Source organism: Luteimonas salinisoli (genome assembly GCF_013425525.1).
Taxonomy (GTDB): Bacteria; Pseudomonadota; Gammaproteobacteria; order Xanthomonadales; family Xanthomonadaceae; genus Luteimonas; species Luteimonas salinisoli.
Genome location: NZ_JACCKA010000061.1, coordinates 1 through 25,604, shown reverse-complemented (window position 1 = coordinate 25,604; position 25,604 = coordinate 1). Strand labels below are relative to the sequence as shown.

Genomic DNA, 25,604 nt, shown 5'->3' with positions numbered 1-25,604 from the left:
CCCGCCAGCGCCTGCGCGCGCTCGGCCTGCCGGCCGGCGCCCGTGCCGGAGCCGGCGGCACCGTCGTGCTGACCGCACCGGCGAGCGGCGTGGTCAGCGAGATCGGCGTCCGCGAAGGCCAGGCCGTGCTGCCGGGAACGTTGCTGCTGCGCATCAACGACAGTGCGACGGTCTGGCTGCAGGCCGCCGTGCCGCAGGCGCGGGTGGCGGGGCTGCGTGTGGACACACCGGTCGAGGCCAGCGTCAGCGCGCTCGCCGGTCAGCGATTCGAGGGCCGGGTCGAAGCGTTGCTGCCCGACGTCGATCCCGGCAACCGTACCCAGGCCGTGCGCATCGTGCTCGACAACCCGGACGCGCTGCTGGCGCCGGGCATGTACGCCCAGGTCCGGCTGCGTCCGGAGGGTGGCGCCGAGGTCCAGCTGGTGCCGACCGATGCGGTGATCGGCAGCGGCGACCGGGCGCGGGTGATCGTGCTGGACGCCGACGACCGATTCGTTCCGGTGGCGGTGAGGGCCGGCCGCAGCGCGGGCGGATCGACCGAGATCCTCTCCGGGCTGGAGGGCGGTGAGCGCGTGGTCGCCTCGGGACAGTTCCTGATCGACTCCGAGGCCAGCCTGTCCGGAGCGCTGGAACGGCTGGGCGAGGGGAGCGGCACGTCAGCGCCGTCCCCGCCGCGCGCGCGCGGCAACGACGGGCAAGGGCGGGAGCCCGCCGGCGCGGTGCGGAACTGCACGGTGCTTTACTGGTACGACCCGATGGTGCCGGATCGGCACTTCGAGCAGCCCGGCAAATCGCCGTTCATGGACATGCTGCTGGTGCCGAAGTTCGCGCCCGAAGCAGATCCCGGCTGCACCGTGCAGGACGTCGAGGACACTGCTGCCGACGGAGACGGAGACGGAGACGGAGACGGAGACGGAGACGGAGACGGCGATGGCCACGGCGATGGCAATGCCGATCACGCGGGGCATGACGGGGTGCATCCGTGATCGCGCGGCTGATCCACGCCTCCATCGCCAACCGCGTGTTCGTGCTCGCCGCAGCGGCGGCGCTGGCCGCGTGGGGGCTGTGGGCGATGGTGCGGGCGCCGCTGGATGCATTGCCCGACCTGTCCGACACCCAGGTGATCATCCGCACGCCCTGGCCGGGCCAGCCCCCGCGCATCGTCGAGGACCAGGTGACCTACCCGCTCAGCACGACCATGCTGTCGGTGCCCGGCATCAAGGACGTGCGCGGCTTCTCGTTCTTCGGCGACTCCTACGTCTATGTGCTGTTCGACGACGCTACCGACCTGTACTGGGCGCGCTCGCGCGTGCTCGAGTACCTGAGCCAGGTGCGCGAGCAGCTGCCGGCACAGGTCAATCCGTCGCTGGGGCCGGACGCCACCGGCCTGGGCTGGATCTACCAGTACGCCCTGGTCGACCGCAGCGGCCGCCACGACCTGGGCGAGCTGCGCGCGCTGCAGGACTGGTTCCTGCGCTACGAACTCAAGACCGTGCCCGACGTGGCCGAAGTGGCCACCGTCGGCGGCATGCTCCGTGCGTGGCAGGTGGTGCCCGAACCGGAGGCGCTGGCCGCGCGCGGGGTAACGGTGGCGCAGCTGGCCGATGCGATCCGCGCCGCCAACGGCGCCACCGGCGGCTCGGTGATCGAGCAGGCCGAGGCCGAGATCATGGTGCGCAGCGAAGGCTACCTGCGCAGCCGCGAGGACTTCGAGCGGATCCCGGTGGCCACCGGGATCGGCGGCGTGCCGGTGCTGCTGCGCGAGGTGGCGAGCGTGCGGCGGGGTCCGGCCCTGCGCCGCGGCATCGCCGAACTCGATGGCGAGGGCGAGGTCGTCGGCGGCATCGTGATCCTGCGCACAGGCAAGAACGCGCTGGCGGCGATCCGGGCGGTCGAGGCCAGGCTGGGCGAGCTGCAGGACAGCCTGCCGGAGGGCGTGGAGGTGGTGACCACCTACGACCGCTCCGAGCTGATCGTCGCGGCAGTGCGCAACCTTGGCGGCAAGTTGGCCCAAGAATTTCTGGTTGTCGCGCTGGTCTGCGCGCTGTTCCTGTGGCACCTGCGCTCCGCACTGGTGGCGGTGGTGACCCTGCCGCTGGGGGTGCTGGCCGCCTTCGTGGTGATGCACTACCAGGGCATCAGCGCCAACCTGTTGTCGCTGGGCGGGATCGCGATTGCCATCGGCGCGATGGTCGACGCCGCGGTAGTGATGATCGAGAACGCGCACAAGCATCTGGAGGCCTGGCGCGAATCCCACGGCGGGCGCGAGCCCGGGCCGGAGGAACGCTGGGGCCTGATCGCCGAAGCCGCCAGCGAGGTCGGTCCGGCGCTGTTCGTGAGCCTGCTGGTGATCACCCTGTCGTTCGTGCCGGTGTTCGCGTTGCAGGCGCAGGAGGGGCGGCTGTTCTCGCCGCTGGCGTATACCAAGACCTATGCGATGGCCGCTTCGGCCGGCCTGGCGGTGACCCTGGTGCCGGTGCTGATGGGCTACCTGATTCGCGGCAGGATCCGATCGGAGACGGAGAATCCGCTCAACCGGGGCCTGATCGCGCTCTACCGGCCGGTGCTGGCGCTGGTGCTGCGTTTCCCGCGGCTGGTGCTGCTGCTGGCCGGCGGCGTACTGCTGCTCGGCCTGGTGCCGCTGCTGCGCCTGGGCAGCGAATTCATGCCGCCGCTGGACGAGGGCACGCTGCTGTACATGCCCACCGCGCTGCCGGGGCTGTCGGCCGGCAAGGCCGCGCAGCTGCTGCAGCAGACCGACCGCATGATCAAGACCGTGCCCGAAGTTGCGCACGTGTTCGGCAAGGCGGGGCGGGCGGAGACGGCGACCGACCCGGCGCCGCTGGAGATGTTCGAGACCACGGTGACCTTCAAGCCACGCAGCGAATGGCGGCCGGGCATGACCCCGGAGAAGCTGCGCGACGAACTCGACCGCGCGGTGCGGGTGCCCGGCCTGACCAATCTGTGGGTGCCGCCGATCCGCAACCGCATCGACATGCTGGCCACCGGCATCAAGAGCCCGATCGGGATCAAGGTGACAGGCCCCGACGTCGGCGAACTCGAGCGGCTGAGCGCCAGCATCGAGCAGGTGGCCCAGGGCGTGCCCGGGGTGAGTTCGGCGCTGGCCGAGCGCATCGGCGGCGGGCGCTACCTCGACGTCGCGGTGCACCCAGAGGCGGCGGCACGCTACGGGCTCGGCCAGGCCGAGGTGCAGCGCCTGATCGCCACCGTGGTCGGTGGCGCGCCGATCGCCGAGACGATCGAGGGGCGCGAGCGCTACCCGGTGGTGCTGCGCTATCCGCGCGACCGACGCGACTCGGTGGCGGCACTGGCGCAGCTGCCGATCGTCGCCCCGGGCGGCGTGCAGCTGACCCTGGGCCAGGTAGCCGATCTGGCGCTCACTGCCGGGCCGCCGATGCTCAAGAGCGACAACGGCCGCCTCGCCAACTACGTCTACGTCGACGTGGCCGGCCGCGACCTGGGCTCGGTGGTAGCCGATCTGCAGCGCGCCATGGCCGACCAGGTGCCGATGCCGCCGGGCTATGCGCTGCAATGGTCGGGACAGTTCGAGTACCTGCAGCGCGCCCGCGACCGGCTGCGGATGGTGGTGCCGGCGACGCTGGCGATCATCTTCGCGCTGATCTACCTGGTGTTCCGCCGGGCGTCGGACGCAGCGCTCATCATGCTGAGCCTGCCGCTGGCTCTGGTCGGCGGCCTGTGGCTGATCTGGGCGATGGGACACGCGGTGTCGGTCGCCACGCTGATCGGCTTCATTGCGCTGGCCGGCGTGGCCGCCGAGTTCGGCATCATCATGCTGCTGTACCTGCGCCAGGCCTGGGAGCGGCAGCTGGCCGCCGATCCGCAGGCGGGCGAGGCGGAACTGGAAGCCGCCATCAGCGAAGGTGCGGTGCAAAGGGTGCGGCCCAAGGCGATGACCGTCGCGGTGATCCTCGCCGGCCTGCTGCCGATCCTGCTCGGAGGCGGCGCCGGCTCCGAGGTCATGCAGCGCATCGCCGCGCCGATGGTCGGCGGCATGCTGAGCGCGCCGCTGCTGTCGATGCTGGTCATCCCCGCCGCCTACCTGCTGTTGCGTCGACGCGAGCTGAAGCGGCGGGGGACGAGCGAGGCGAGGGGCGCCGGTTGATGGCGCCGCGCGCCCCTCCCGCGCCGCTGCGCGCGCCATGCCGCGCGGTAGTGCAGCCGGGAAGACATCCGTGCGCAGAAGACGCTGCTAGCGCCGGGCGTGCCCGATCCACGAGAACAGCGGCCGCCCGAACGCCAGGCACAGCAGTGACAGCGCGAGCACGGCGCCGAAGTGCCAGAGCAGTACCATCAGCGCACTCTCCCCGCCGTGGAACAGGCTCACGCCTGCGGCCGACAGCGCCGCGGCGCTCAGTGCCGCCAGCATCGCCGTGGGCCCGGGGCGGACCACGCCGGCATGCCGCACCATCAGCAGCATCACCAGCCCGAGCGGAATGCTGGTCATGGCGATCGCCACCGCGCATTCCGAACTGGCCAGCTTCAGCACGAAGGCTTCGCTGCCCATGCGCGCGGCATCGCGCAGGCAGCCCCAGCCCAGTCCGCCCAGCCACAGTGCCAGCGCCGGCGCCGGAAGCCAGGCCCAGTGCGGCGAGCGGCCGGGCACGCTGATCTGGAAGACCGCGTAGGCGGCGAGAACGCCGGTCAGGATGCTGGCGAGCCATTCGATCAGCGCCGGCGGCGCGGCAAGGTCCGCGGCCAAGCCGGGGCGGAGCCCATAGACGGCGACGATTCCGGCGATCAGCACTGCCGCCATCGCCACCCACAGCAGCGTCCGTCGCGCCGGCGAAGCCAGCGGGCGGACCGGCCCGGCCCGCGCGGACAGCTGGTCGATGAGATTGCCGGTGTCAGCCATGCGGGTCCCCTTTTCCGGCCAAGGCGTGCCTCAGCGTTTTCAACGCCCGGTGGCAGGCCACCTTCAAGGCGCCGGTGCTTTGCCGGCTGCGGGCCGACGCCTCGCCGAGCGACAGCTCCTCCAGGTGCAGTAGGCGCACCGCCTGCCGCTGCTTCGGCGCCAGTCCGTCGACGGCGGCGCGCACCGCGCGGCCGTCGTCGCGCTGCGCGGTGGCTTCGTCCGGCCCGGGCGAAGCCGCCGGCAGGCGGTCCAGTGCGTCGTCGGCGTCGGCCTCGTGCGCGGCACGGCGCGCGCGGCGGCGCAGCAGGTCGACGCAGCGGCGCGCGGCGATCGTGCCCAGCCACGGCTTGAACGGCCTGCCGCGCTCGTAGGTATGGCGGATGTCGTGCACGACCAGCAGGATCTCCTGCACGGCGTCCTCCGCGTCCTCGCCGCGGCCCAGGTGGCGCTGTGCGATCGCCCGCACATAGGGAGCGATGCCGGTGAGCAGCGCGTGGTACGCCACCCGGTCGCCATCCTGCGCCCGCGCCATCAGCCCGGCCCATGCCTCGCCGCTGTCGCGGCCGTGGCCGGGCGAATCGCCGCTGGCGGCGGGCGGGCTGCACTGCGGCATCGGCGTGGCCGGTTCCGGGCGCTGGAACGGAGCAACGGTGGCCATGATGCGACGGTCCGGCCCGATCACCAAGCGCGCGGCCGCGCCCGGGCGCGACGCGCGATCAGGTGGTCCAGGGAAACGGCGCCCGGGCCCCTGGCGATGAGATAGAGCAGCGCGGCGGCCCACAGTCCGTGGGTGGCGAAGGCGCTGGGATAGACGAACACCTGGATCACCAGCGTCATGACCAGCAGCGCGAGTGCCGAGAAGCGGCTGGCCAGCCCGACCAGCAGCAGCAGCGGGAACAGGTGCTCGGCGACGGCGGCGGTCACGGCGGCCAGCTCGGGCGGGATCAGCGGCAGCGCGTATTCGTTGCGGAACAGTTCCACCGCGTTCTCGGACATCCGTGGCACCCCGAGTTCGGCGGTGCGGCCGATCGGGTCCAGCACCAGCCCTTCGATCTTGGTCTGCCCCGACAGCCAGAACGTGGTGGCGATCGAGACCCGCGCCAGCAGGGCGATCGCGCCGTGGGGAATGCGCTCGAAGCGGGCGATCATGCGCTGCAATACGCGCGAAGCGCTGGCCAGGATCCCGGGTCGGACGGTGGGGGGCGTTGCTGCGCAGGTGTCCATCTCAATGCTCCAGTACGGAATCGAAGCCGACGACCAGGCCGTGGCGGATCAGGATCGCGAACAGCGCACCGGCGTCGACGTCGGCCCCGGCCGCATGTGCGGCGCCGAGCGCGGCGGCGAAGGTATGGCCGCCGCCGAGCGCGTCCAGCCAGGCGACGGCGCCGCCGGGCAGGCGCGCGACGTCGATGTCGAACGCAGGACGGGCGATCAGCACGTCCTCGGCGCGTGCCTGGTCGATGCCGGCCAGGCACGCTCGGCCCATGTCCGGCAGCCCCTGATGCGCGCACCAGATCGAATACGCGGCATGGCGCGCACCGAACCAGCAGCAGGCGGGATGGAGCCGCGCGCGCGTGGCGGCCAGCCGTTCCGGCGCCTGCAGCAGTTCGCGGTAGGCCGCGCCCGGCACCGGGACGGCATCGGCCGCGTGATAGGCGCGGATGCGCAGCGCCTCGATCCTCGCCACGTCGGCGAGGCAGGGCACGGCGGCCGCGGGCGGGAAGGCGGCGATGAACGCCGGAAAGCCGCTGGCGTAGTCGGTCAGCACCGGGCCGGTCGGCGGCGCCGACAGGACGCGCTCGCGCGCCATGGCGCGAAAGAAATCCGCGCCGACCAGAGCCAGGGTGACCGGGAACGACTCGGCCAACGCAGCGACCAGGCCCGCGACGAAGTTGTTGCGATGCACGGCGAGGCGATGCGCGGCGCGGTACCGGTCGCGGATCCCGATCGCGTCGGGAACCTCACGGCCCGGACGCAGCAGTGCGGCAGCGAAGGCCTGCTGCGGGAACGGGCGGGAAAAGCCTGCGCCGCTCACGCCGCCATCTCCCCGGCCTGCGCGGCTGCCTGCTCCAGAATCGCTTCGGCCAGTCGCGCCTGCTCGCGCAGCGCCGCGTAGCCGGGAACGTGGTTGTCCCATTCGATCAGGGTGGCGACCGGCCCGGTCATCGCCAGGGCGCGCGCGTACAGCGCCCAGACGGCATCGGCGACAGGCGCGCCATGGTCGTCGATCAGCAGCACGCCGCCGTCGGCGTCGCGCTCCTCGGCGTGGCCGGCGAGATGGATCTCGCCAACCGCGCCGAGCGGCAGCGCCGCCAGGTAAGCCTGCGGGTCGTGGCCGTTGTTGTGGCAGGAGACATGAACGTTGTTCACGTCCAGCAGCAGCCCGCAGCCGGTGCGGCGCACGATCTCGGCCAGGAAATCCGCCTCGCCGTAGGTGCTGCCTTCGAACTCGAGGTAGGTGGCGGGATTCTCCAGCAGCATCCGCAGGCCCAGGCGCTCCTGCACCCGGTCGATGTGCGCGCAGACCCGGGCCAGGCTGCGGCTGTCGTAGCGCAGCGGCAGCAGGTCGTTGAAGAACCTGCCGTGATGCGTGGACCAGGCGAGATGCTCGGAGAAGGCGGCCGGCCGGTGGCGGGCGATCAGCGCCACCAGGCGGTCGAGGTGGGCCGGATCCGGCGGCTCCTCGCCGCCGATCGACAGGCCGACGCCGTGCAGCGAGACCGGCAGCCGCTCCCGCAGCGCGGCCAGCCTGGCGTGCGGCGCGCCGCCGGCGCCCATGTAGTTTTCGGCATGCACCTCGATGAAGCCGGGCGGCGCGGGGTCCGCCTGCAGCGCGTCGAAATGGACCGCCTTGAACCCGACCCCGGCCCGTACGGGCAGGCCGGGGCCGGGCGGAGACGATTCGGCGACGAAGCGAGGCGATGGACGGTTCACCGAACTTTCTCCGGTAAGGGGGTTCAGGACTTCTTGGCTTCGAACGGCTCCAGCTGGCCGTGGCCGGTGGGGGAGGTTTCCGAAACGGTCGTAGTGCAGGTGCCGGCCGGCACGTACGTCCAGGCGTTGGCCTGGTAGTCGCGCGTCGAGGTGCCGGCGCAGGTGGTGCCGGGGCCGGCGGCGCAATCGTTCTTGCCGGCGAGGGCGACGCCATAACATTTCTCCTTGCGCGCGCCTTCTTCCTGGGCCTGCGCCGGCGGGGCGCCCATGGCCAGGGCCGAGCCCAGCGCGGCGGCGAGCGCGAATGCGGGAACGGCGGATTGCATGCGGGTGGTCATCGGGAAGTCTCCTGTTCGGTAGTTGGGAAGGGCGGGGCATCGCAGCGCCGGAAGCAGCGCCCGACTGCCCCCGCACCAGGAGCATTCGTCCGAAGGGGGCGGATGGTTACATCGCATCGCCGGGCGTCGCGGGCGGGGAGCGGGTCGGCCCGATCGAGAGGCGCCGGACGTTACGCGCGCCCGGCAACGCCGGGCGGGGCGAAGCCCGCGGCCGATCCGACGCAGCGGGAGATGCGGCGCGACCTGGCTCTGCGGTCGATCAGCGCGGTCCCTGATGACGCACCCTGTCCAGGGTTTCCCATCGCATCTGAGAGCGAACTCCGTCGCCGGGACTTTCGGCAGGTATCGCCCCCACCCGCGCCGAGTATGCTGACCGAACTTCAAAGCCGAAGCACCGGAGAAAGCGACATGCGCAAGTCGTGCTACGCGTTGCTCGCGGCGGGCCTGCTATCCGGCGCAACGACCTTGGCGAGCGACGGGCCGCGAATCCTGATCGGTGTCTCCAACGTCGTGGACATGGGCGACCCCGACAGGCATGAAGCGAAGAACAACCTTTGGGAGGTCGCTCCCGCCTACCACGTGTTCGTGATGCATGGTTTCGAAGTCGATTTCGTATCCCCGCAAGGCGGCGATGTGCCGTTCTCCATGGATGAGGACGCTTTCGATCCGCCCGGGATGGTCAGCTACACCATCAAGCATGAAGGATTTCGCGACAGGAGCGACGACACGCTGAAGCCCGAGGACGTCGACCCCTCCCGATACGCAGGCTACTTCGTGGCGGGCGGGCTCGGCCCGCTGTTCGATCTTGCGACCGATGAACGGATCCTCACCATTGCTTCGACAATCTACGCCGGCGGCGGCGCGATCGGCGGCTGCGGCCATGGCCCCGGCAGCCTTGCCAACATCCCACTCGGATCCGGCAGCTTCGCGGTCAGCGGGAAGCGGGTGACCGGCTTCCCCAACGCGAGCGAGGAAACCAGCAGATGGTCGAAAGGCGGTCTGCTGCTTCCGTTTCGAGTGGAAGATGCGCTTCGCGACCGGGGCGGACTCTTCCAAACCAAGGACGACCTCGCCGACAAGTTCGACGTTGTCGTCGACGACCGCGTCGTGACGGCCATGTTCATGTCTTCCTGCGCCAACGCCGCAAAGGACATGATCACGATCATTCGCCGATAGCCACTTGACGCGCGGACCTGCGGCCATTGCCACGAACCTGTCACACCGGCGTTGCCGCAAACGCTGCCCACAAGCAAATCAGCGCATCACACCGCAAGGTGCAACGCGCTGATTCGTCTGGAAAAAATGGTGGAGCGGAGGAGGATCGAACTCCCGACCTTCGCATTGCGAACGCGACGCTCTCCCAGCTGAGCTACCGCCCCACGAGGCTGCGGATTATACGGGCGCCATCGCGACCCCGCCAGAGGGCGGGCTCCGCCGCAGGCGCGTGTCATGTACGCGAAGCCGGTGCGGCCAGGGCTCCTCCGGCGATCGCCGCCCGACCCGACCTCCCTGCCCATGGTCTCACTCGCTCAGCAGCGGTCCCAGCACCGGCTCGAGCTGGGCGCGCCGCCAGCCCGAGAGCGCCGACGGCCACTCGCCCTGCTGCAGCAGCCGCTCCAGCCAGCGCCGCGAGGCGAGCACGCCGTCGGGCAGGCCGAGTTCGGCGCTGCGGGCGGACACCGCCTCCTGCAGGGCGCGCAGCTGCCTGCGGTCGACTTCCTCGACCGGTTCGGGCGCCTGCTCCTCATCCGGCAGCGGCGTGTCCAGCGCCTGCCACATCGGTTCGGCCAGCTTGCGCGAGGCCTTCGGATGGCCGTCGAGGATGCGCTGCAGGCCGGCCTGGTCGGCCGGCGGCTCGCGCGCTATCAGCGCGGCCAGTTCGTTGTCCAGCACCCAGCTGCGCGGTCGGTCGCGCTCGCGCGCCCAGCAGTCGCGCCAGCGCAGCAGGCGCAGCAGGCGGTAGCGGCCCGGGTCGTCGAGGTACAGGCTGGCGCGCACGGCCAGGTGCGGCCAGCGCTCCGGCTCGTCGGCGGCCACCGCCAGCAGGCGCGCGCAGTCCTCCTCGAACCATTCGCGGCGGCCGAGCGCGTCGAGCCGCTGCGCCAGGGTGTCGTGCAGGGCGAACAGATGGCGGACGTCGTCGGCGGCGTATTCCAGCTGCGCCGCGGACAGCGGCCGGCGCAACCAGTCGGAGCGGGTCTCGCCCTTGGCCAGTTCCACCCCGGTCAGTTCCTGCACCAGGCGCTGGTAGCCGATGCCGGCCGCGCCGCCGCTCAGGGCGTTCGCCACCTGGGTGTCGAACAGCGGCGCGGGGACGGCGCCGCAGGCGCGGCCGAAGGCGATCAGGTCCTCGCCGGCGCTGTGCATCACCTTGAGGACCGAGGCGTCGGTGAGCAGGGAGCGCAGCACGTCGGCGATGCCGGGCGCCAGCGGATCGACCAGCAGGATCCCGTCGTCCAGGGCCACCTGCACCAGTGCCAGCTGCGGCCAGTAGGTGCGTTCGCGGATGAATTCGGTGTCCAGGCCGACACGCGCCGGGCGCGTGGACAGGCGTTCGGCGAGACGGTCGGGATCGGCGACCCACTGCGGTTGTTGGCTGTGCATGGCGCAGCAGCCTAGCAGGTCGATGGCGCACGATCGCGGCGGCAGGGCGCGATTGACGCGCTGCGGCCCCGGGCCTACCGTCGCGATACCCTGTACTCCCTGCCTGCGATGAAGGAATTCCGGTTGCGTGCGCTTGCCGTACTCGCCCTGTTGCTGCTGACGATGGCTGCCGGCTGCTCGCGCGAAGGCGGCGAGGCCGGGGAGGAAGCGTCGACGCCGGCCGAGCGCGAGCGCAGCGGGAGCGTGACCGTCAGCGGCGACGACAGCATCGCCGCCACCCTGACCTGGCGGCGGCCCGAGGTGGCGCTCGCGGAAGATGCCGGCCTGGACGAGGCGCGCGAGCAGGCGGCCGAGGCGCTGGAGCAGGGGCACCTGTACGACGACGACGAGGCCGCCATCCCGATCTACCTGGCGCTGCTGGAGCACGATCCCGACGATCGCGCCGCGGCCGAGGGCCTGGAAGGCGCGCGCGAGCGCCTGCTGGCGGACGGCGCCGCGGCGCTGGACCACAGCGACGACGACTTCGTGGCCCTGCGCGAAGCGCGCCGGATCGCCGCGGTGGCGCGCGCGGTCTGGCCGGAAAGTCCACCCGTCCAGGCGTACCTGCAGCGGGTCGACCGTGCCGACCGCCTGTGGGAGCTCAACCGCGCGGCCGAGGCCGAGATCGCCGAGGAGCGCTATGGGGAATCCGGCGGCGGGGCACTGGAGCCGCTGCGCGAGGCGCTCGAGCTGGAGCCGGGACAGCCGCGGGCGATGCAGAACCTGGCGGCGGTGGAAAGCGGCCTGATCCGACGCGCGGAGCGCGCGGCCGAAGGCGACGATTTCGACGCCGCCGGGCAGTGGCTGGAACACGCCGGCAAGCTGCGGCCCGAGATCGCCACGGTGCCCGACGCGCGCGAGCGCATCGCCCGGGTGCGCGCGGTGCGCGTGGCGCGCCTGCGCGACCAGGGCATCGCCGCGCTGGGCGGCTTCGACGGCATCGCCAGGGCGCGCGAAATCCTCGCCGAACTGCTGCTGATCGCCGAGCCCGGGGACCCGGCCGCGGCGGAGCTGCGCGAGCGCATCAGCCTGGCGGTGCACTACGGCCTGTTCCGTCCCGGGCAGCAGTTCACCGATGCGCTGAAAAGCGGCGCGCGCGGCCCGCGCATGGCGGTGATGCCGCACGGCGCCTTCACCATGGGCGCCCCGGACGACGAGGAGGGCGCCGGCGACAGCGAGCGGCCGCAGCGCAACATCCGCTTCGACCGCGGGTTCGCGATCGCGGTGCACGAGGTGACGGTGGGGGAGTTCCGCCGCTTCGTCAACGCCACCGGCTACCAGACGCGCGCGGTGCGGCGCGGCTTCTCGATGGTGTACGACGAGCGCAGCGGCAATTTCGTCCGCCGCAGCGGGGTCGACTGGCGCTCCGACTATCTCGGCGCGCCGGCCGCCGACGACATGCCGGTGCTGCACGTCAGCGCGCTCGACGCCGAGGCCTACGCGCAGTGGCTGGCGGAGGAGAGCGGCAGCCGTTATCGGCTGCCGAGCGAGGCCGAGTTCGAGTATGCGCTGCGGGCAGGGACCGCGACGCCGTATCCGTGGGGCGCGGGCGCGCCGCCGGAGAAGGCGGGCAACTTCACCGGCGGCCTGGACCGCTCGGCCGGAGGGCGCGGCTGGAGCAACGCGTTCGAGGGCTACGGCGACGGGCACTGGGGCCCGGCGGCGGTCGGCAGCTTCGCCGCCAACCGCTGGGGCGTCCACGACCTGGAAGGCAACGCCAGCGAATGGGTCGCCGACTGCTGGCATGCCAGCTACCGCCGCGCGCCGCGGGATGCGTCGCCGTGGGTGAATCCCGGGTGCAGGACCCATGTGATCCGCGGCGGTTCCTGGGCCAGCGCCCCGGAGCAGGTCCGTTCGGCCTGGCGCGCGCCGGCCGCGCGCGACACCACCAATGCGCGGATCGGCTTCCGGGTGATGCGCGAACTCTGAACGTTGACGCGACCGTCGCACGGGCGGGGCGATCCTCCCGCCGCCTCTCCTGGAGATCCCTGATGAGACGACAGCATCCGCAAGGCCAGCCGGCCGCCCGGCGGCGACGCGGCGGCGGGCTGCGGCTGTGGGTGCTGCTGCTGTTCGCAGGCTACGGCGCCTGGTACTGGTTCTCGAACCAGAGCGTGGACCCGGTGACCGGTCAGAACGTGCTGATCGACCGCAGCCTGTCGGCGGACGCCGAGAAGTCGCTCGGCGCCCAGGCCTACCGGGAGATCCTGTCGCAGGAGCGGCCCGTGCCGCGCGACAGCGAGGTGGCGCTGCAGGTGCAGGCGATCGCCGCGCGGCTGATCGACCGGGTCGACGAGGTGGAGGCGGCGCTGGCCGCCGAGCACGGACTCGAGCCGACCCGGTTCTCGGAGGGCTTCGAGTGGGAAGTCAACGTCATCGATTCGGACCAGGCCAACGCGTTCTGCCTGCCGGGCGGGAAGATGGCGGTCTATACCGGCCTGGTCCCGGTGGCGCAGAACGCCGACGCGATGGCGGTGGTGATGGGGCACGAGATCGCCCACGCGCTGCTGCGCCATGGCGCGCAGCGGATGGCGCAGCAGAAGCTGGGGCAGATGGGGCAGATGGCCGGGGCGCTGAGCGGCATGGATCCGCAGCAGCAGCAGATGGTGATGGCGGCGATGGGTTACGGCTACCTGCTGCCGTACGCGCGCAAGCACGAGAGCGAGGCCGACGAGGTCGGGCTGATGCTGGCCGCCGCGGCCTGTTTCGATCCGCGTCAGGCGGTGCCGCTATGGGAGCGGATGGGCGCGGCGGGGGGCGGGCAGGCGCCGCCGGAGTTCGCCTCCACGCATCCCAATCCGGGCACCCGCATCCAGAACCTGCAGGCGCTGATGCCCAAGGCGCTGGAGTACCGGCAGCGCTTCTGCGAGCAGGGCGACCCGTAGCTGCGTGGCCCGTGGATCAGAAGCTCATGAACAACCCGCCGTTGACGGGCAGGTTGGCACCGGTGACGAAGCCGGCATCCTCCGCGGCGAGGAATTCGACGGCGCGCGCGATCTCCTCCGGGCGGCCGAGCCGGCCCACCGGCACCTGGGCGACGATGCCGTCGCGGATCTGCTGCGGCATCGCGGTGACCAGGGCGGTCTCGCAATAGCCGGGGGACACCGAGTTGACGGTGACGCCCTTGCGCGCCACCTCGCGCGCCAGCGCCATGGTGAAGCCGTGCATGCCGGCCTTGGCGGCCGAATAGTTGGTCTGTCCGAACTGGCCGGTCTGGCCGTTGACCGAGCTGATGTTGACGATGCGGCCGAAGCCGCGCGCGGCCATGCCCTCGACCGCATGCCGGCACATGTTGAACACCCCGTCCAGGTTGACGTTCATCACCGCGTCCCACTGCACCCGATCCATCTTGCGCAGGGTGACGTCGCGGGTGATGCCGGCGGCATTGACCAGGATATCGAGCGAGCCGTGGGCCGCCTCGATCTCGTTGACCAGGGCGCTGCAGGCGTCGAAGTCGGCGACGTCCAGCGGCGCGAAGCCGACGTCCAGGCCGTCGACGTCCTGTTCGAAGCGCTCGATGCGTTCGGGGTTGCCGCCCAGGTCGGCGGCGACCACGCGGCGCCCGGCGCGTGCCAGGGCGATGCAGATCGCGGTGCCGAGCCCGCCGATGCCGCCGGTGACGACGGCGGTACGTTTTGCCGACGCCACGCCCCTCAGCGCCCGCGCTTGTCGCCGGGCGGGCCGCGCTCGCCGGAGGGCTTCTGGCCGACGCTGCCGGTGAGGTTGCGCTGGAACTCCTGCCAGAGTTCGAGGTTGCGTTCGGTCAGCTTGTTCATCATCGACCAGGGGGTCTGGTCGAGCAGGCCGCCCATCTGCTGGCGGAACTGCTGCTGCTGCTCGAGGAAGGTCTGCATGGAGCGTTCGAGATAGGTGCCCATGAAGCCCTGCAGGGAGTCGCCGTAGAAGCGGATGATCTGGCTGAGCAGCTGGGTGGAGAGCATCGGCTGCCCGTCCTGTTCGTGCTCGGCGATGATCTGCAGCAGGACCTGGCGGGTGAGGTCGTCGCCGCTCTTGGCGTCGCGGACCTCGAAGGACTCGCCGTCGACGATCAGCTGGCGGACGTCCTCGATGGTGATGTAGCTGGAGATCTCGGTGTCGTAGAGACGCCGGTTAGGGTATTTCTTGATGATCCGGATTGCGCTCATGGAGCAGTGACTCTAACCGTGTTGCCGCGCAGCATGGCGCAGCGCGGCAGCGCTTGCAACAGCGGCGGGGGGCGTATTCACGGGCTGTGCGCACGATGGGGAGCGCTGCGGGAGCGCTTGCGGGGGAGTGCTGCGGGGAGTGCTGCAGGGGGCGCTGCGGGGAGTGCTGCAGGGGGCGCTGCGGGGGGCGCTGCGGGGGAGCGCCTGCCGGGCACTCAGGTCAGTCGCTCCCCGATACTCGCTTGGTGACCTGAGCACCCGGCAGGCGCTCCGGGAGGCGCGTCGCCACCTCAGGAACATCGATTCCAGGCGCTGGCGAGCCGCGGGTTGCGTCCGCGCAGGACGGGCGACCCACGCAGGAGCGCGTCATGCCCGCGAAGGCCGATGCGGTGGAATACTCCCGTGATCGCCGCCGGTCCGGCCGGAGCCAGCCGCGGTTTTCGCGGCCGTGGGCCGCTCCTGCGGATCGCCCCTCCGGCTCGCCCGGGCCGCGGGCGCCCGGGCGGGCGCCTCACCAGCCCATGTACTGGCCGCCGTTGACCGAGAGGTTGGCGCCGGTGATCCAGGCGGCCTCGTCGGGAAGGAAGAACGCGACCGCGTAGGCGATCTCCTCGGGCGAACCGAGGCGGCCGGTGGGGATCTGGGCGACGATCTTCTCGCGCACGGCCTCGGGGACCGCCATCACCATCTCGGTGCCGATGTAGCCTGGCGAGATCGTATTGACGGTGATGCCGAAGCGGGCGTTTTCCTGCGCCAGCGAGATGGTGAAGCCGTGCATGCCGGCCTTGGAGGCGGCGTAGTTGGCCTGGCCGTACTGGCCCTTCTGGCCATTGATCGAGCTGATCTGGATGATCCGCCCCCACTTGCGCTCGCGCATGCCCTCGATCACCGGGCGGGTAACGTTGAACACGGAGTTGAGGTTGGTATTGATGACCTCGTGCCACTGTTCGGGGGTCATCTTGTGGAAGGTGCCGTCGCGGGTGATGCCGGCGTTGTTGACCAGGATGTCCACCGGCCCGGCCTGTCGCGTCACCTCGGCCACCATGGCCGCCGCTTCGTCGGGCGAGGAGACGTCGCCCCTGGCCAGGAAGACGTCGTAGCCGGATTCCTTCATCTCCGCCTGCCAGCGCCCGGCCTTGTCCTCGTTGCGGTAGTTGGTGGCGACCTTGTAGCCGGCATCGCTCAGGCGCTTGCAGATCGCCGTGCCGATGCCGCCGGTGCCGCCGGTGACCAGTGCCACGCGTGTTGCCGTCATCGCCGCTCCCTCCAGGAATCGTGGTCGTGCGGGTCGCTGGACCCATGCGGCCATTCTATGGGCGGGCCGGGACATCCGCGTTGTGCGTTGCGGCGAGCAGCGTCTCGCGCCGGCGCGGGATGCGCGCGGGGTCGAAAGCGCGCAGCGCCGCGGACAGCAGCGCCGTCGGCGAGCCGGCGCAGGCGACCGCCGCCGGCGTCTGACCGAGCGCGGCCCAGGCGGCGCGCAGCGCCGGCAGCGGTTCGGCGTCGTCGACCGGAAGGGAGGACAGCGACTTGGAGAGCTTGCGGCCGTCGCCGTCGAGCACCAGCGGCAGGTGGGCGTAGCGCGGGGTCGGAAGGCCGAGGCGCTGCTGCAGGTGGATCTGCCGCGGGGTGGAGTCGAGCAGGTCGGCGCCGCGGACGACCTCGGTGATGCCCTGGGCGGCGTCGTCCACGACCACGGCCAGCTGGTAGGCCCAGCAGCCGTCGGCACGGCGCAGCACGATGTCGCCGACCTGGGCGGCCAGGTCCTGGGCGAATACGCCCTGCACCTGGTCGCGGAACGCCACCCGCGTGCCCGCGGGGACGCACAGCCGGACCGACGGATCGGAGCGGGGGCTGGAGGCCACGCAGCGCCGGTGGATGCCGTCGGTGGCGGCCAGGTCCGCACGGCTGCAGTGGCAGACGAAGGCGTCGCCGCCGGCCAGCAGGCGGTCGAGCGCCGCGCGGTAGGCGTCGCCGCGGGCGCTCTGGTACAGCACCTCGCCGTCGGGCTGCAGACCGAAGGCGCGGAGGGTGCGCAGCTGTGCGGCGGATGCGCCGGCCACCTCGCGCGGCGGGTCGAGGTCCTCGATCCGCACCAGCCATTCGCCGCCGGCGCGGTGCGCGTACAGCCAGCTGCCCATGGCCGCGACCAGCGAACCGAAGTGAAGCGGACCGGTCGGCGAGGGCGCGAAGCGGCCACGCTCGGGGCGGGGAGGGGAGGTCATCGGACGGCGAACGGCGGCTGGACGGCGGGTCGGACGGGCGCCGTCATGATCTTGAATTCATCGGCGCATGGCCACATTCGAATGGCAGGCGAGACGGCGCCCCCGCGCCACCCGATAGAGGATCGACGCCCCATGTTCAAGCGGATCGGACTGTTCCTGGCCACCAATCTGGCGGTGCTGGCGCTGGTCAGCATCGTCATGGCGGTTTTCGGCATCGACCCCGGCACCAATGCCGGGCTGCTGGTGTTCGCCGCGGTCTTCGGCTTCGGCGGCGCGTTCGTGTCGCTGGCGTTGTCGAAGTGGACCGCCAAGCGCTTCACCGGCGCGCAGGTCATCGCCCAGCCGCGCAGCGAGGTCGAGCGCTGGCTGCTGGAGACCGTGCAGCGGCAGGCGCGCGACGCCGGAATCGGCACGCCCGAGGTCGCCGTGTACGACGCGCCGGAGATCAACGCCTTCGCCACCGGCGCGCGCCGCAATGCCGCCCTGGTGGCCGTCTCCACCGGCCTGCTGCGGTCGATGAGCCGCGACGAGGCCGAGGCGGTGCTGGCGCACGAGGTGGCGCACGTGGCCAACGGCGACATGGTCACCATGGCGCTGCTGCAGGGCGTGCTGAACACCTTCGTGATCTTCCTGGCGCGCGTGGTCGGGCGGGTCATCGACGGCTACCTCAGCGGTGGGCGCAGTTCGACCGGCCTGGGCTACTACGCGGTGGTGTTCGCGCTCGACATGATCTTCGGGCTGTTCGCCAGCATGATCGCGATGTGGTTCTCGCGCCGGCGCGAGTTCCGCGCCGACGCCGGCGGCGCACGCCTGGCCGGCCGCCCGAAGATGATCGCGGCGCTGGAGCGCCTGGCCCAGACCTATGGCCACAGCACCCTGCCCAAGCAGATCGCCGCCTTCGGCATCAGCGGCGGCGTCGGCAGCGGCCTGCGCCGCCTGCTGATGAGCCATCCGCCGCTCGAGGAGCGCATCGCCGCCCTGCGCAACGCGCCACCGGCGGCCGATGCCGCGCGGCACGTGGCGGTCTAACGCGGGCGGGAATCGCGAATCGGGAGTCGGCAAAGACCTGTCCCCCCTTGAGGGTCATCACAGCTGGACCCATTCGGCTGTCGAGAGCCGGGGTGGCTGACAGATCAGCAGTGGCCGCACACTGCTTTTCCGATTCCCGATTCCCGGCTCTATTCGAAGTCGTAGTTCATCTCCGGCCCGGGTTCGGCCAGGAAGCTGCCCTGCACGTAGTCGACGCCTGCAGAGAACAGGATCGACATGCTGGCCGCGTCCTGGACGAACTCGGCGATGGTGCGGATGCCGAGCTCGCGCGCCTTGCCGGCGATTTCCTGGATCCGCTTCTGGTTGTCTGGGTTCTGCACCAGCTCGTCGGTGAAGCTGGGGTCCAGCTTGAGCAGGTGCGGCTGCAGATGCGCCAGCAGCTGGAACGAATCCAGGCCGATGCCGAACTGCTCCAGCGCCAGGCGGCAGTCGTACTTTCCGATCGCGACGGCGAAATCCTGGGTGGCCTTGAGGTGGGTGAACACCTTGGCCTCGGGCAGCTCCAGCACCAGGTACTCGCCCGGCACGCCGTGCTGGCTCAGCTGCTCGCCGATGTAGCGCACCAGGCTGTCGTCGTGCAGCGAGGCCTGGCTGACCTTGACCAGCAGCGTGGTCGGGTTGCCGGCGCGCATGCGTTCGCCGATGCGGGCGATCGCCTGGCCGATCACGTGATGGTCGATCTCCCACAGCAGGCCGTGCTCCTCGGCGATCTGCAGGAACGACAGCGGCTTGACCAGCTCGCCCTCGCCGGCGTCGAGCCGCAGCAGCGTCTCGTAGACCGCGCCGGTGTCGCCCTGCAGGCTGATCACCGGGTGGTAGTGCAGCACGAAGCCGTCGTTGTCGAGGGCGTCGCGCAGCCGCGCCACCCAGGCCTTGACGTGCTCCTCCTCGGCGCGGTCGGAGGCGGCCGGGTCGAAGATCTCGTAGCGGGCGCCGCCGGTGCCCAGCGACGACTGCACCCCCTCGACCGCCCTGGCCAGCACCTGGCCGACGCTGGCGATCTTCTCGCCGATCTGCACGCCGCCGAGGCTCACCGTGATGGTGCTGGAATGGTTGCCGATCGCGAACACGTGCGAGGCGAACGCCTCGAGGATCCGCTCGGCCAGCGCGGTGGTGGCGGCGTGATCGGCGCCGCGCAGCAGCACCGCCAGCCGGTGCTCGGAGTAGCGGGCCGCCAGGACGCCGGGATCCAGCACGCCGCGCAGCCGCTGGGCCATGGCGGCGAGCATGTCGTCGGCCGAATCCAGTCCGATCTCGTTGAGCAGCCGCTGGTAGTGATCGGGCTCGAGCAGCAGCAGGCCGTGCTTGCCGTCGCCCTGCGCGGCTTCGGTGACGGCGTCCTCCAGTGCGCGCAGGAAGGTCGGGCGGTTGAGCAGGCCGGTCACCTGATCGCGCTGGCGCAGTTCCTCGACCTGGCGCGCCAGTTCCGGGTCGACCTCCTCGCGGCGGAACACCACCTGCAGGCAGGCCTCGCCCTCGTACTGGGCGGGGGTGAATTCCATCGACGCCGGGAACGCGTTGCCCTCCATGTCGCGCGCCTGCAGCTCGTAGCGCGGCGGCGGCGCCTCGCCCTTGCCCAGTCGCTTGAGCAGGGACTTGAAGTCCTCCAGGTGCTGCGGCGCCACCATGTCCAGCAGCGACATGCCCTCGATGTCCTCGAAGGACTCGTAGCCGAACATCTCCAGGTAGGCGCCGTTGGCGCGGATGTGCATGCCCTCGTGGATGTAGGCGATCGGGTCGCGCGAGGACTCGATCAGGGCGTCGCAGCGGCGCTCGGTCTCGCGGACGCGCGATTCCAGCCGGCGCAGCTTGCGCCGCGCGTCCAGGTCGGCCCACTCGTCCCGGACCAGGTTGAGCAGCAGCTGCGGCTTGCTGCGCAGGGCGATCCGGCGCACGCCCAAACCGTAGGCCGTGGCGAACACGGCGTCGTCGACGGTATCGGCGACGGCGATCAGCGGGATGTCCTTGCCGCTGCCCTGGACCCGCTGAGCGACCTCGGCCAGCGGGATCACGCTGGACTTGTCGGCGGCGAGCACGAGGTCGATGGTCTGGCCGCCGAGCATGGTGCCCAGCTCCTCCAGCGACGCAGGGCGCAGCGGGCGGACCGCCACGCCGGCGTTGCGCAGCCCGCTGACGATGGTCTCGGCCTCCTCCATGCTGTCGTCGACCACCATCAGCCGCAGCGCGTTGTCCGGATTCTTCGACATGCGGTCCTCCCCAGTGGGCGACGGTTATGCCATGGCGGCGCCGGCCGCGTCCATGCCGGCCCGGTCAAAGTGGGCGTTTCGACGCATCCCCGGCCACCTCGCGCACCAGCCTGGGGACCAGGAAACCGGACTGGCGCTCGCGCAGCGCCGCATGCAGGGCCAGCGCGCGCCGGTCGGGCACCTCGAAATGCGCGGCGCCGGCCACCCGGTCCAGTTGGTGCAGGTAGTAGGGCAGCACCCCGGCCGCGAAGCCGCGCGTGCCCAGGGCCGCCAGCGCCTCGACGGAGTCGTTGACCCCGCGCAGCAGCACCGCCTGGTTCAGCAGCACCGCGCCGGCGCGGCGCAGGGCGGCAAGGGCCTCGTCGACCCCGGCGTCGAACTCGCTGGCGTGGTTGGCGTGGATCACCACCGCCACCGGCCAGGGCAGGGCGGCGAGCCAGGCGGCGAGGTCGTCGTCGACGCGCTCCGGCAGGACCACCGGCAGGCGCGTGTGCAGGCGCAAGCGGCTCACGTGCGGCACCCTGGCGAGGGCGTCGGTGAGTTCGGCCAGCTTGGGGGTGGCCAGCGACAGCGGGTCGCCGCCGGAGAGGATCACCTCCTCGATCGAGCGGTCGGCGCGGATCGCGGCGAGCGCCTCGTCCCAGCCCGCCGCGGCGGCGGTTTCCTTGGCGTAGGGAAAGTGGCGGCGGAAGCAGTAGCGGCAGTGCACCGCGCAGCTGCCGGTCGAGACCAGCAGGGCGCGGCCGCGGTACTTGCGGATCACGCCGCGGCCGGCGCGGGCGGCGCCGTCGCCGACCGCGTCGAGGTCGAAGCCGGGCACCGGGTGCAGCTCCTCGTCCAGCGGCAGCACCTGGCGCAGCAGCGGATCGTGCGGGTCGCCGCGGCGCATCCGCGCCACGAAGCCGCGCGGCACCCGCAGCGGGAACTGCGCGGCGGCGGCGTCCGACATCGCCGGCACCGTACCCTCCAGGCCGAGCAGCGCCAACAGCTCGCGTGGATCGCGCACCGCCTCGCGCCAGGCCTGCTGCCAGCGCCGCGGCTGCATGGGGATGGGGGCTGCGGGTATCATGTCGGGCTTGTTTTCCAGTGCGTCCGGCGCCGGCCGGCCGCGAATCCGACATTCTATCCGCCCTCGCGGCGGCACAGCAGGAGCAGCGATGGCCAGCTACGGCATGAACGACGTCAAGAACGGGATGAAGATCCTGGTCAACGGCGAGCCCGCGATCATCACCGATACCGAGTACGTCAAGCCGGGCAAGGGCCAGGCCTTCACGCGGGTGAAGTACCGCCTGATCCGCTCCGGCCGGGTGCAGGAAGTCACCATGAAGTCCACCGACTCGGTCGAGGCGGCGGACGTGGTCGATACCGACATGCAGTACCTGTACAGCGACGGCGATTACTGGCACTTCATGAACCCGGAGAACTTCGAGCAGGTGCAGGCCGACAAGGCCGGCATGGCCGGCGCCGAGAAGTGGCTCAAGGGCGAGGAGGCCTGCGTGGTCACGCTGTGGAACGGCACCCCGATCCAGGTCACCCCACCCAACTTCGTCGAACTGCAGATCACCGAGACCGACCCCGGCGTGCGCGGCGACACCTCCGGCGGCGGCGGCAAGCCGGCGACGCTGGAGACCGGCGCGGTGGTGCGGGTTCCGCTGTTCGTCGGCCAGGAGGAGCTGATCAAGGTCGACACCCGGTCCGGCGAGTACGTCAGCCGGGTGAAATGACCATCGCAGGAGATCGAATGACCGAATCCATCCCCCAGCCCTGCGACCTGCTGATCGAAGCCGGCTGGGTGGTCCCGGTCGAGCCGCACGGGGTGGTGCTGGAGCGCCACGCCGTGGCGATCCGCGATGGCGTGATCCTGGCCGTGCTGCCGGCAGCCGAGGCGCGCGCGCGGTTCGCTGCCGGGCGCATCGTCTCGCGCCCGGACGGGGCGCTGATCCCCGGCCTGGTCAACGCGCACACCCACAATCCGATGACGCTGCTGCGCGGCGTCGCCGACGACCTGCCACTCAAGGTCTGGCTGCAGCAGCACATCTGGCCGGTGGAGGCCGCCGTGATCGGCCCCGAGTTCGTCGCCGACGGCGTGACCCTGGCGATCGCCGAGATGCTCCGCGGCGGTACCACCTGCGTCAACGAGAACTATTTCTTCCCGGACGTGCAGGCGGCGACCTACCGGCGCCACGGCTTCCGTGCCCGCATCGGCCTGCCGGTGATCGACTTCCCCACCGCATGGGCGAAGACCGACGACGAGTATTTCGACCGCGCCGGCGAGGTCCACGACCAGTGGCGCGGCGACGCCCTGATCGACACCGCGTTCGCGCCGCACGCGCCGTACACCGTGAGCGACGCCAGCTTCGAGCGCATCCGCATGCTCGCCGACCAGCTCGACGTGCCGGTGCACCTGCACCTGCACGAGACCGCGCAGGAGGTCGAGCAGTCCCTGGCCGAGCACGGCCAGCGCCCGTTGGCGCGGCTGGACCGGCTGGGGCTGGTCAACGACCGCCTGATCGCCGTGCACATGACCCAGGTGACCGAGGCCGAGATGCGCCAATGCGCCGAGCGCGGCGTCTCCGTGGTGCATTGCCCGGAGTCCAATCTCAAGCTGGCCTCCGGCTTCTGCCCGGCCTGCGCGCTGGAGCGCGTCGGGGTGAACCTGGCGATCGGCACCGACGGCTGCGCCAGCAACAACGACCTCGACATGCTCGGCGAGACCCGCACCGCGGCGATCCTGGCCAAGGCCGTGGCTGGCGACGCCGGCGCGTTCGACGCCGCCACGGCGCTGCGCGCGGCCACCCTGGGCGGGGCGAAGGCGATCGGCTTCGACCATCTGGTCGGCTCGATCGAGCCGGGCAAGCAGGCCGACCTGGCCTGCATCGACCTCTCGCCGCTGGAGACCCAGCCGCTCCACCACGTGTTCTCGCAGCTGGTCTACGCCACCGGCCGCCACCAGGTCGGCGACGTCTGGATCGCCGGACGCGAGAAGCTGGTGGCGCGCGAGTTGGTGGATCTTGACGCCGCGGCCGTGGTCGCCAATGCACGGCAATGGCGCGAGCGGATCGCCGCGATCCGCCGCTGAGCCAACCGGACCACAGGAGCGGGACATGACCAGCAGCGGATCCGACCCCCGGCAGCCGCCGAACTTCCGCCAGGCCGAGCTCGACAAGTTCGGGGCCCTGGCCGGGCGCTGGTGGGACCCCGACGGTCCCCAGAAGCCGCTGCACGCCCTCAATCCGGTGCGCCTGGCCTACGTCGCCGAACGGGCGCTGCTGGCCGGCGCCGAGGTCCTGGACGTCGGCTGCGGCGGCGGTCTGCTCAGCGAAGCGATGGCGGGCGAGGGCGCCAGGGTCACCGGGATCGACCTGTCGGCGGAACTGATCCGCATCGCCAGGCTGCACCGCCTGGAGTCCGGCATCGAGGTCGACTACCAGGAAACCGCGGTCGAGAGCCTGGCGGCTGCGCGTCCGGAGAGCTTCGACGTGGTCACCTGCATGGAAATGCTCGAGCACGTCCCGGACCCTGCCGCCATCGTCGCCGCCTGCGCGCGGCTGCTGCGGCCGGGCGGGCGGCTGTTCGTGTCCACCCTCAACCGCACGCCGGCGGCGTTCGCGCTGGCGATCGTCGGCGCCGAGTACGTGGCCGGGCTGCTGCCCAGGGGCACTCACCAGTACCGCGACTTCATCCGCCCGTCCGAGCTGCGGCGCTGGCTGCAGGACGCGGGGCTGGAACTGGAGGACGTCAGCGGCATGGCCTACGCGCCCTGGCGCAATGCCGCGCGCCTGAGCCGGCGCACCGACGTCAACTACCTCGCATGCGCGGTCAGGCCGGGCGCCGGGCATGGGCGCTAGGGCCGTGGCGGGGCGGGGCGGCTATCCGCCGGGGGTGCTGTTCGACCTCGACGGCACCCTGCTCGACAGCGCTCCGGACATGCTGGCCACGGTGAACCGCATGCGCGCCGCGCGCGGGATCGCGCCGATGCCGCTGGCGGCGCTGCGGCCGCGGGTCTCGCGCGGCGCGCGGGCGATGGCCGCGGCGGCGTTCCCCGACCTGGCCGAGGCGGACGTCGCCGGACTGGTGCCGGAATTCCTGGAGGTCTATCGCGAGGAGCTCGGCCGCCACGGCGCGCCGTTCGCCGGCGTCGAGGAACTGCTGGCGGCGCTGGAGGCGGCCGGTTCGGTGTGGGGCATCGTCACCAACAAGCCCGAGCATCTGGCGCGGGAAATCCTGCCGCAGCTCGGCTGGGAAGGGCGCTGCGCGGTGCTGGTGGGCGGCGACACGCTGCCCGAGCGAAAGCCGCATCCGCTGCCGCTGCTGCATGCGGCGCGCGAGGCCGGGTTGGCGGCGGGTTCCTGCGTCTACGTCGGCGACGACGAGCGCGACATCGCCGCGGCGCGCGCGGCGGGCATGCCCTCGGTGGTCGCGCTGTGGGGCTACCGCCTGCACGACGACGATCCGGTGGCGTGGCTGGGCGACGTGATGGTCGAGGCGCCGCAGGACCTGCTCGTGCCCGGCCGCTGGCCGTGGTCGGAGGATCGCGCATCCCGGGCGGCCGCGACGGCCCCGCCCGCCTGACGCCGCGCACGGTGCCGTTCCCCGGATCGACGAAATGAACGCTTCGGAAGCCGAGGGATTCATCGCCAAGTGGCGCACCCGCTGGCCGGAATGGCGGATCGCCGTCGCGTTCCTGCCCGAGCCCGCACGCGCACCCGCCGCCGCGTGGTTCGCGCTGCTGCAGGAGCTGAGCGACGCCGCCTGGGGCGGGCCGGATCCCACCCCCGGGCTCGCCAAGCTGGCCTGGTGGCAGGAGGAGCTGCAGGGCTGGTCGCGTGGCGCACGGCGGCATCCGCTCGGCGAGCGTCTGCAGCGCTTCCGCGCGCCCTGGCTGGAACTCGGCCGCGCCCTGGCCGTACTGCCCGCCACCCGGGAGCTCGGCGCGGCAGCGACCCTGCAGGCGTTGCAGGCGCTGGGCCGGGCCGCCGCCGATTGCGAGCAGGTCCTGTCGGACGGCGGCGCGGCGGCAGCCGGGGAGGGGGCCGCCGCCAGCGTGGCGCAGTGCCTCACCGGCGAGCGGGTGCTGCTGGCCGGTCAGCGCACCGAGGCGCTGTGGCTGCTGCAGCAGTGGCCGCATCCGGCGGACGGTCCGCGCCCGCGCCGGATCCACGCCGCGC

Annotated in this window: 24 protein-coding genes and 1 tRNA gene; 11 read left to right on the top strand and 14 right to left on the bottom strand. The window is 71.7% G+C overall.

The window, feature by feature from the left end; genetic code table 11:
* Positions 1–986, top strand: a 986-nt coding sequence (locus tag H0E84_RS20880) for an efflux RND transporter periplasmic adaptor subunit (RefSeq protein ID WP_425600479.1), incomplete at its 5' end; no start/stop codon positions are given.
* Positions 983–4,144 (top strand): CusA/CzcA family heavy metal efflux RND transporter, encoded by a 3,162-nt coding sequence (locus H0E84_RS10300; protein WP_180678560.1) that lies wholly within the window; start codon positions 983–985, stop codon positions 4,142–4,144. The genes H0E84_RS20880 and H0E84_RS10300, both read left to right, overlap by 4 nt.
* Before the next feature lie 87 nt (positions 4,145–4,231).
* Here the strand turns inward: H0E84_RS10300 and H0E84_RS10295 are convergent, their stop codons facing one another.
* Genes H0E84_RS10295 through H0E84_RS10270 form a run of 6 tightly spaced genes read right to left on the bottom strand, consistent with a single transcriptional unit; the run spans position 4,232 to position 8,166 of the window.
* Positions 4,232–4,894, bottom strand: a complete 663-nt coding sequence (locus H0E84_RS10295; protein WP_180678559.1) for an NrsF family protein — start codon at positions 4,892–4,894, stop codon at positions 4,232–4,234.
* Entirely contained in the window at positions 4,887–5,552 is a 666-nt protein-coding gene (locus H0E84_RS10290; protein WP_219339686.1) for an RNA polymerase sigma factor, read from the bottom strand. Before H0E84_RS10290 ends, H0E84_RS10295 begins: the two co-directional genes overlap by 8 nt.
* A 20-nt stretch (positions 5,553–5,572) precedes the next feature.
* Positions 5,573–6,118, bottom strand: a complete 546-nt coding sequence (locus tag H0E84_RS10285; RefSeq protein ID WP_219339685.1) for a DoxX family protein — start codon at positions 6,116–6,118, stop codon at positions 5,573–5,575.
* Position 6,119: 1 nt separating this feature from the next.
* Positions 6,120–6,929 carry an HvfC/BufC family peptide modification chaperone gene (locus H0E84_RS10280; protein ID WP_219339684.1) on the bottom strand — a complete coding sequence of 270 codons (810 nt, stop codon included), beginning with the start codon at positions 6,927–6,929 and terminating at the stop codon, positions 6,120–6,122.
* Entirely contained in the window at positions 6,926–7,828 is a 903-nt protein-coding gene (gene bufB, locus H0E84_RS10275; RefSeq protein WP_180678557.1) for an MNIO family bufferin maturase, read from the bottom strand. Before bufB ends, H0E84_RS10280 begins: the two co-directional genes overlap by 4 nt.
* 23 nt (positions 7,829–7,851) lie before the next feature.
* Positions 7,852–8,166 carry a BufA1 family periplasmic bufferin-type metallophore gene (locus H0E84_RS10270; RefSeq protein WP_180678556.1) on the bottom strand — a complete coding sequence of 105 codons (315 nt, stop codon included), beginning with the start codon at positions 8,164–8,166 and terminating at the stop codon, positions 7,852–7,854.
* Between the two features lie 408 nt (positions 8,167–8,574).
* Between H0E84_RS10270 and H0E84_RS10265 the strand changes: the two genes are divergently transcribed.
* Positions 8,575–9,342 carry a DJ-1/PfpI family protein gene (locus H0E84_RS10265; protein WP_219339683.1) on the top strand — a complete coding sequence of 256 codons (768 nt, stop codon included), beginning with the start codon at positions 8,575–8,577 and terminating at the stop codon, positions 9,340–9,342.
* Positions 9,343–9,469: 127 nt separating this feature from the next.
* On the opposite strand, the gene H0E84_RS10260 is transcribed toward H0E84_RS10265, so the two are convergent.
* Together H0E84_RS10260 and rnd are read right to left on the bottom strand one after the other, a co-directional pair.
* Positions 9,470–9,545, bottom strand: a tRNA-Ala gene (locus H0E84_RS10260).
* Between the two features lie 142 nt (positions 9,546–9,687).
* Positions 9,688–10,770 (bottom strand): ribonuclease D, encoded by a 1,083-nt coding sequence (rnd, locus tag H0E84_RS10255; RefSeq protein ID WP_180678555.1) that lies wholly within the window; start codon positions 10,768–10,770, stop codon positions 9,688–9,690.
* A 108-nt stretch (positions 10,771–10,878) separates the two neighbouring features.
* Between rnd and H0E84_RS10250 the strand changes: the two genes are divergently transcribed.
* Both H0E84_RS10250 and H0E84_RS10245 read left to right on the top strand, forming a co-directional pair.
* Positions 10,879–12,738 (top strand): formylglycine-generating enzyme family protein, encoded by a 1,860-nt coding sequence (locus tag H0E84_RS10250; protein WP_180678554.1) that lies wholly within the window; start codon positions 10,879–10,881, stop codon positions 12,736–12,738.
* A 62-nt stretch (positions 12,739–12,800) separates the two neighbouring features.
* A complete protein-coding gene (locus H0E84_RS10245) occupies positions 12,801–13,694 on the top strand; it encodes a M48 family metallopeptidase (RefSeq protein WP_180678553.1) in 894 nt (297 codons plus the stop codon).
* A 16-nt stretch (positions 13,695–13,710) separates the two neighbouring features.
* On the opposite strand, the gene phbB (H0E84_RS10240) is transcribed toward H0E84_RS10245, so the two are convergent.
* From phbB (H0E84_RS10240) to gluQRS, 4 genes are all read right to left on the bottom strand, one after another.
* Positions 13,711–14,466 carry an acetoacetyl-CoA reductase gene (gene phbB / locus H0E84_RS10240; RefSeq protein WP_180678562.1) on the bottom strand — a complete coding sequence of 252 codons (756 nt, stop codon included), beginning with the start codon at positions 14,464–14,466 and terminating at the stop codon, positions 13,711–13,713.
* Entirely contained in the window at positions 14,463–14,954 is a 492-nt protein-coding gene (gene phaR, locus H0E84_RS10235) for a polyhydroxyalkanoate synthesis repressor PhaR (protein ID WP_180678552.1), read from the bottom strand. The genes phbB (H0E84_RS10240) and phaR overlap by 4 nt, the downstream gene beginning before the upstream one ends.
* A 511-nt stretch (positions 14,955–15,465) precedes the next feature.
* A complete protein-coding gene (gene phbB, locus H0E84_RS10230) occupies positions 15,466–16,209 on the bottom strand; it encodes a beta-ketoacyl-ACP reductase (RefSeq protein WP_180678551.1) in 744 nt (247 codons plus the stop codon).
* Between the two features lie 55 nt (positions 16,210–16,264).
* The gene (gluQRS, locus tag H0E84_RS10225; protein WP_180678550.1) at positions 16,265–17,179 is read right to left on the bottom strand and encodes a tRNA glutamyl-Q(34) synthetase GluQRS; all 915 of its coding nucleotides are present in this window, start codon (positions 17,177–17,179) and stop codon (positions 16,265–16,267) included.
* A 132-nt stretch (positions 17,180–17,311) separates the two neighbouring features.
* Here gluQRS and htpX point away from each other — a divergent pair, with 132 nt between their 5' ends.
* Positions 17,312–18,208, top strand: a complete 897-nt coding sequence (gene htpX, locus H0E84_RS10220) for a protease HtpX (RefSeq protein ID WP_180678549.1) — start codon at positions 17,312–17,314, stop codon at positions 18,206–18,208.
* Between the two features lie 149 nt (positions 18,209–18,357).
* Here the strand turns inward: htpX and H0E84_RS10215 are convergent, their stop codons facing one another.
* The gene (locus H0E84_RS10215) at positions 18,358–20,436 is read right to left on the bottom strand and encodes an EAL domain-containing response regulator (protein WP_219339682.1); all 2,079 of its coding nucleotides are present in this window, start codon (positions 20,434–20,436) and stop codon (positions 18,358–18,360) included.
* 64 nt (positions 20,437–20,500) lie between these two features.
* A complete protein-coding gene (gene epmB / locus H0E84_RS10210) occupies positions 20,501–21,505 on the bottom strand; it encodes an EF-P beta-lysylation protein EpmB (protein ID WP_180678548.1) in 1,005 nt (334 codons plus the stop codon).
* 88 nt (positions 21,506–21,593) lie between these two features.
* Here epmB and efp point away from each other — a divergent pair, with 88 nt between their 5' ends.
* From efp to H0E84_RS10185, 5 genes are all read left to right on the top strand, one after another.
* Positions 21,594–22,160 (top strand): elongation factor P, encoded by a 567-nt coding sequence (gene efp, locus H0E84_RS10205; protein WP_180678547.1) that lies wholly within the window; start codon positions 21,594–21,596, stop codon positions 22,158–22,160.
* Between the two features lie 17 nt (positions 22,161–22,177).
* Positions 22,178–23,515 carry a TRZ/ATZ family hydrolase gene (locus H0E84_RS10200; protein ID WP_180678546.1) on the top strand — a complete coding sequence of 446 codons (1,338 nt, stop codon included), beginning with the start codon at positions 22,178–22,180 and terminating at the stop codon, positions 23,513–23,515.
* Positions 23,516–23,540: 25 nt separating this feature from the next.
* On the top strand, positions 23,541–24,284 hold the full coding sequence (gene ubiG, locus H0E84_RS10195) for a bifunctional 2-polyprenyl-6-hydroxyphenol methylase/3-demethylubiquinol 3-O-methyltransferase UbiG (protein WP_180678545.1): 744 nt from the start codon (positions 23,541–23,543) through the stop codon (positions 24,282–24,284).
* Entirely contained in the window at positions 24,274–25,008 is a 735-nt protein-coding gene (locus tag H0E84_RS10190) for a phosphoglycolate phosphatase (RefSeq protein ID WP_180678544.1), read from the top strand. Before ubiG ends, H0E84_RS10190 begins: the two co-directional genes overlap by 11 nt.
* 34 nt (positions 25,009–25,042) lie before the next feature.
* On the top strand, positions 25,043–25,604 hold a 562-nt coding region (locus H0E84_RS10185), incomplete at its 3' end, for a phytoene/squalene synthase family protein (RefSeq protein WP_180678543.1).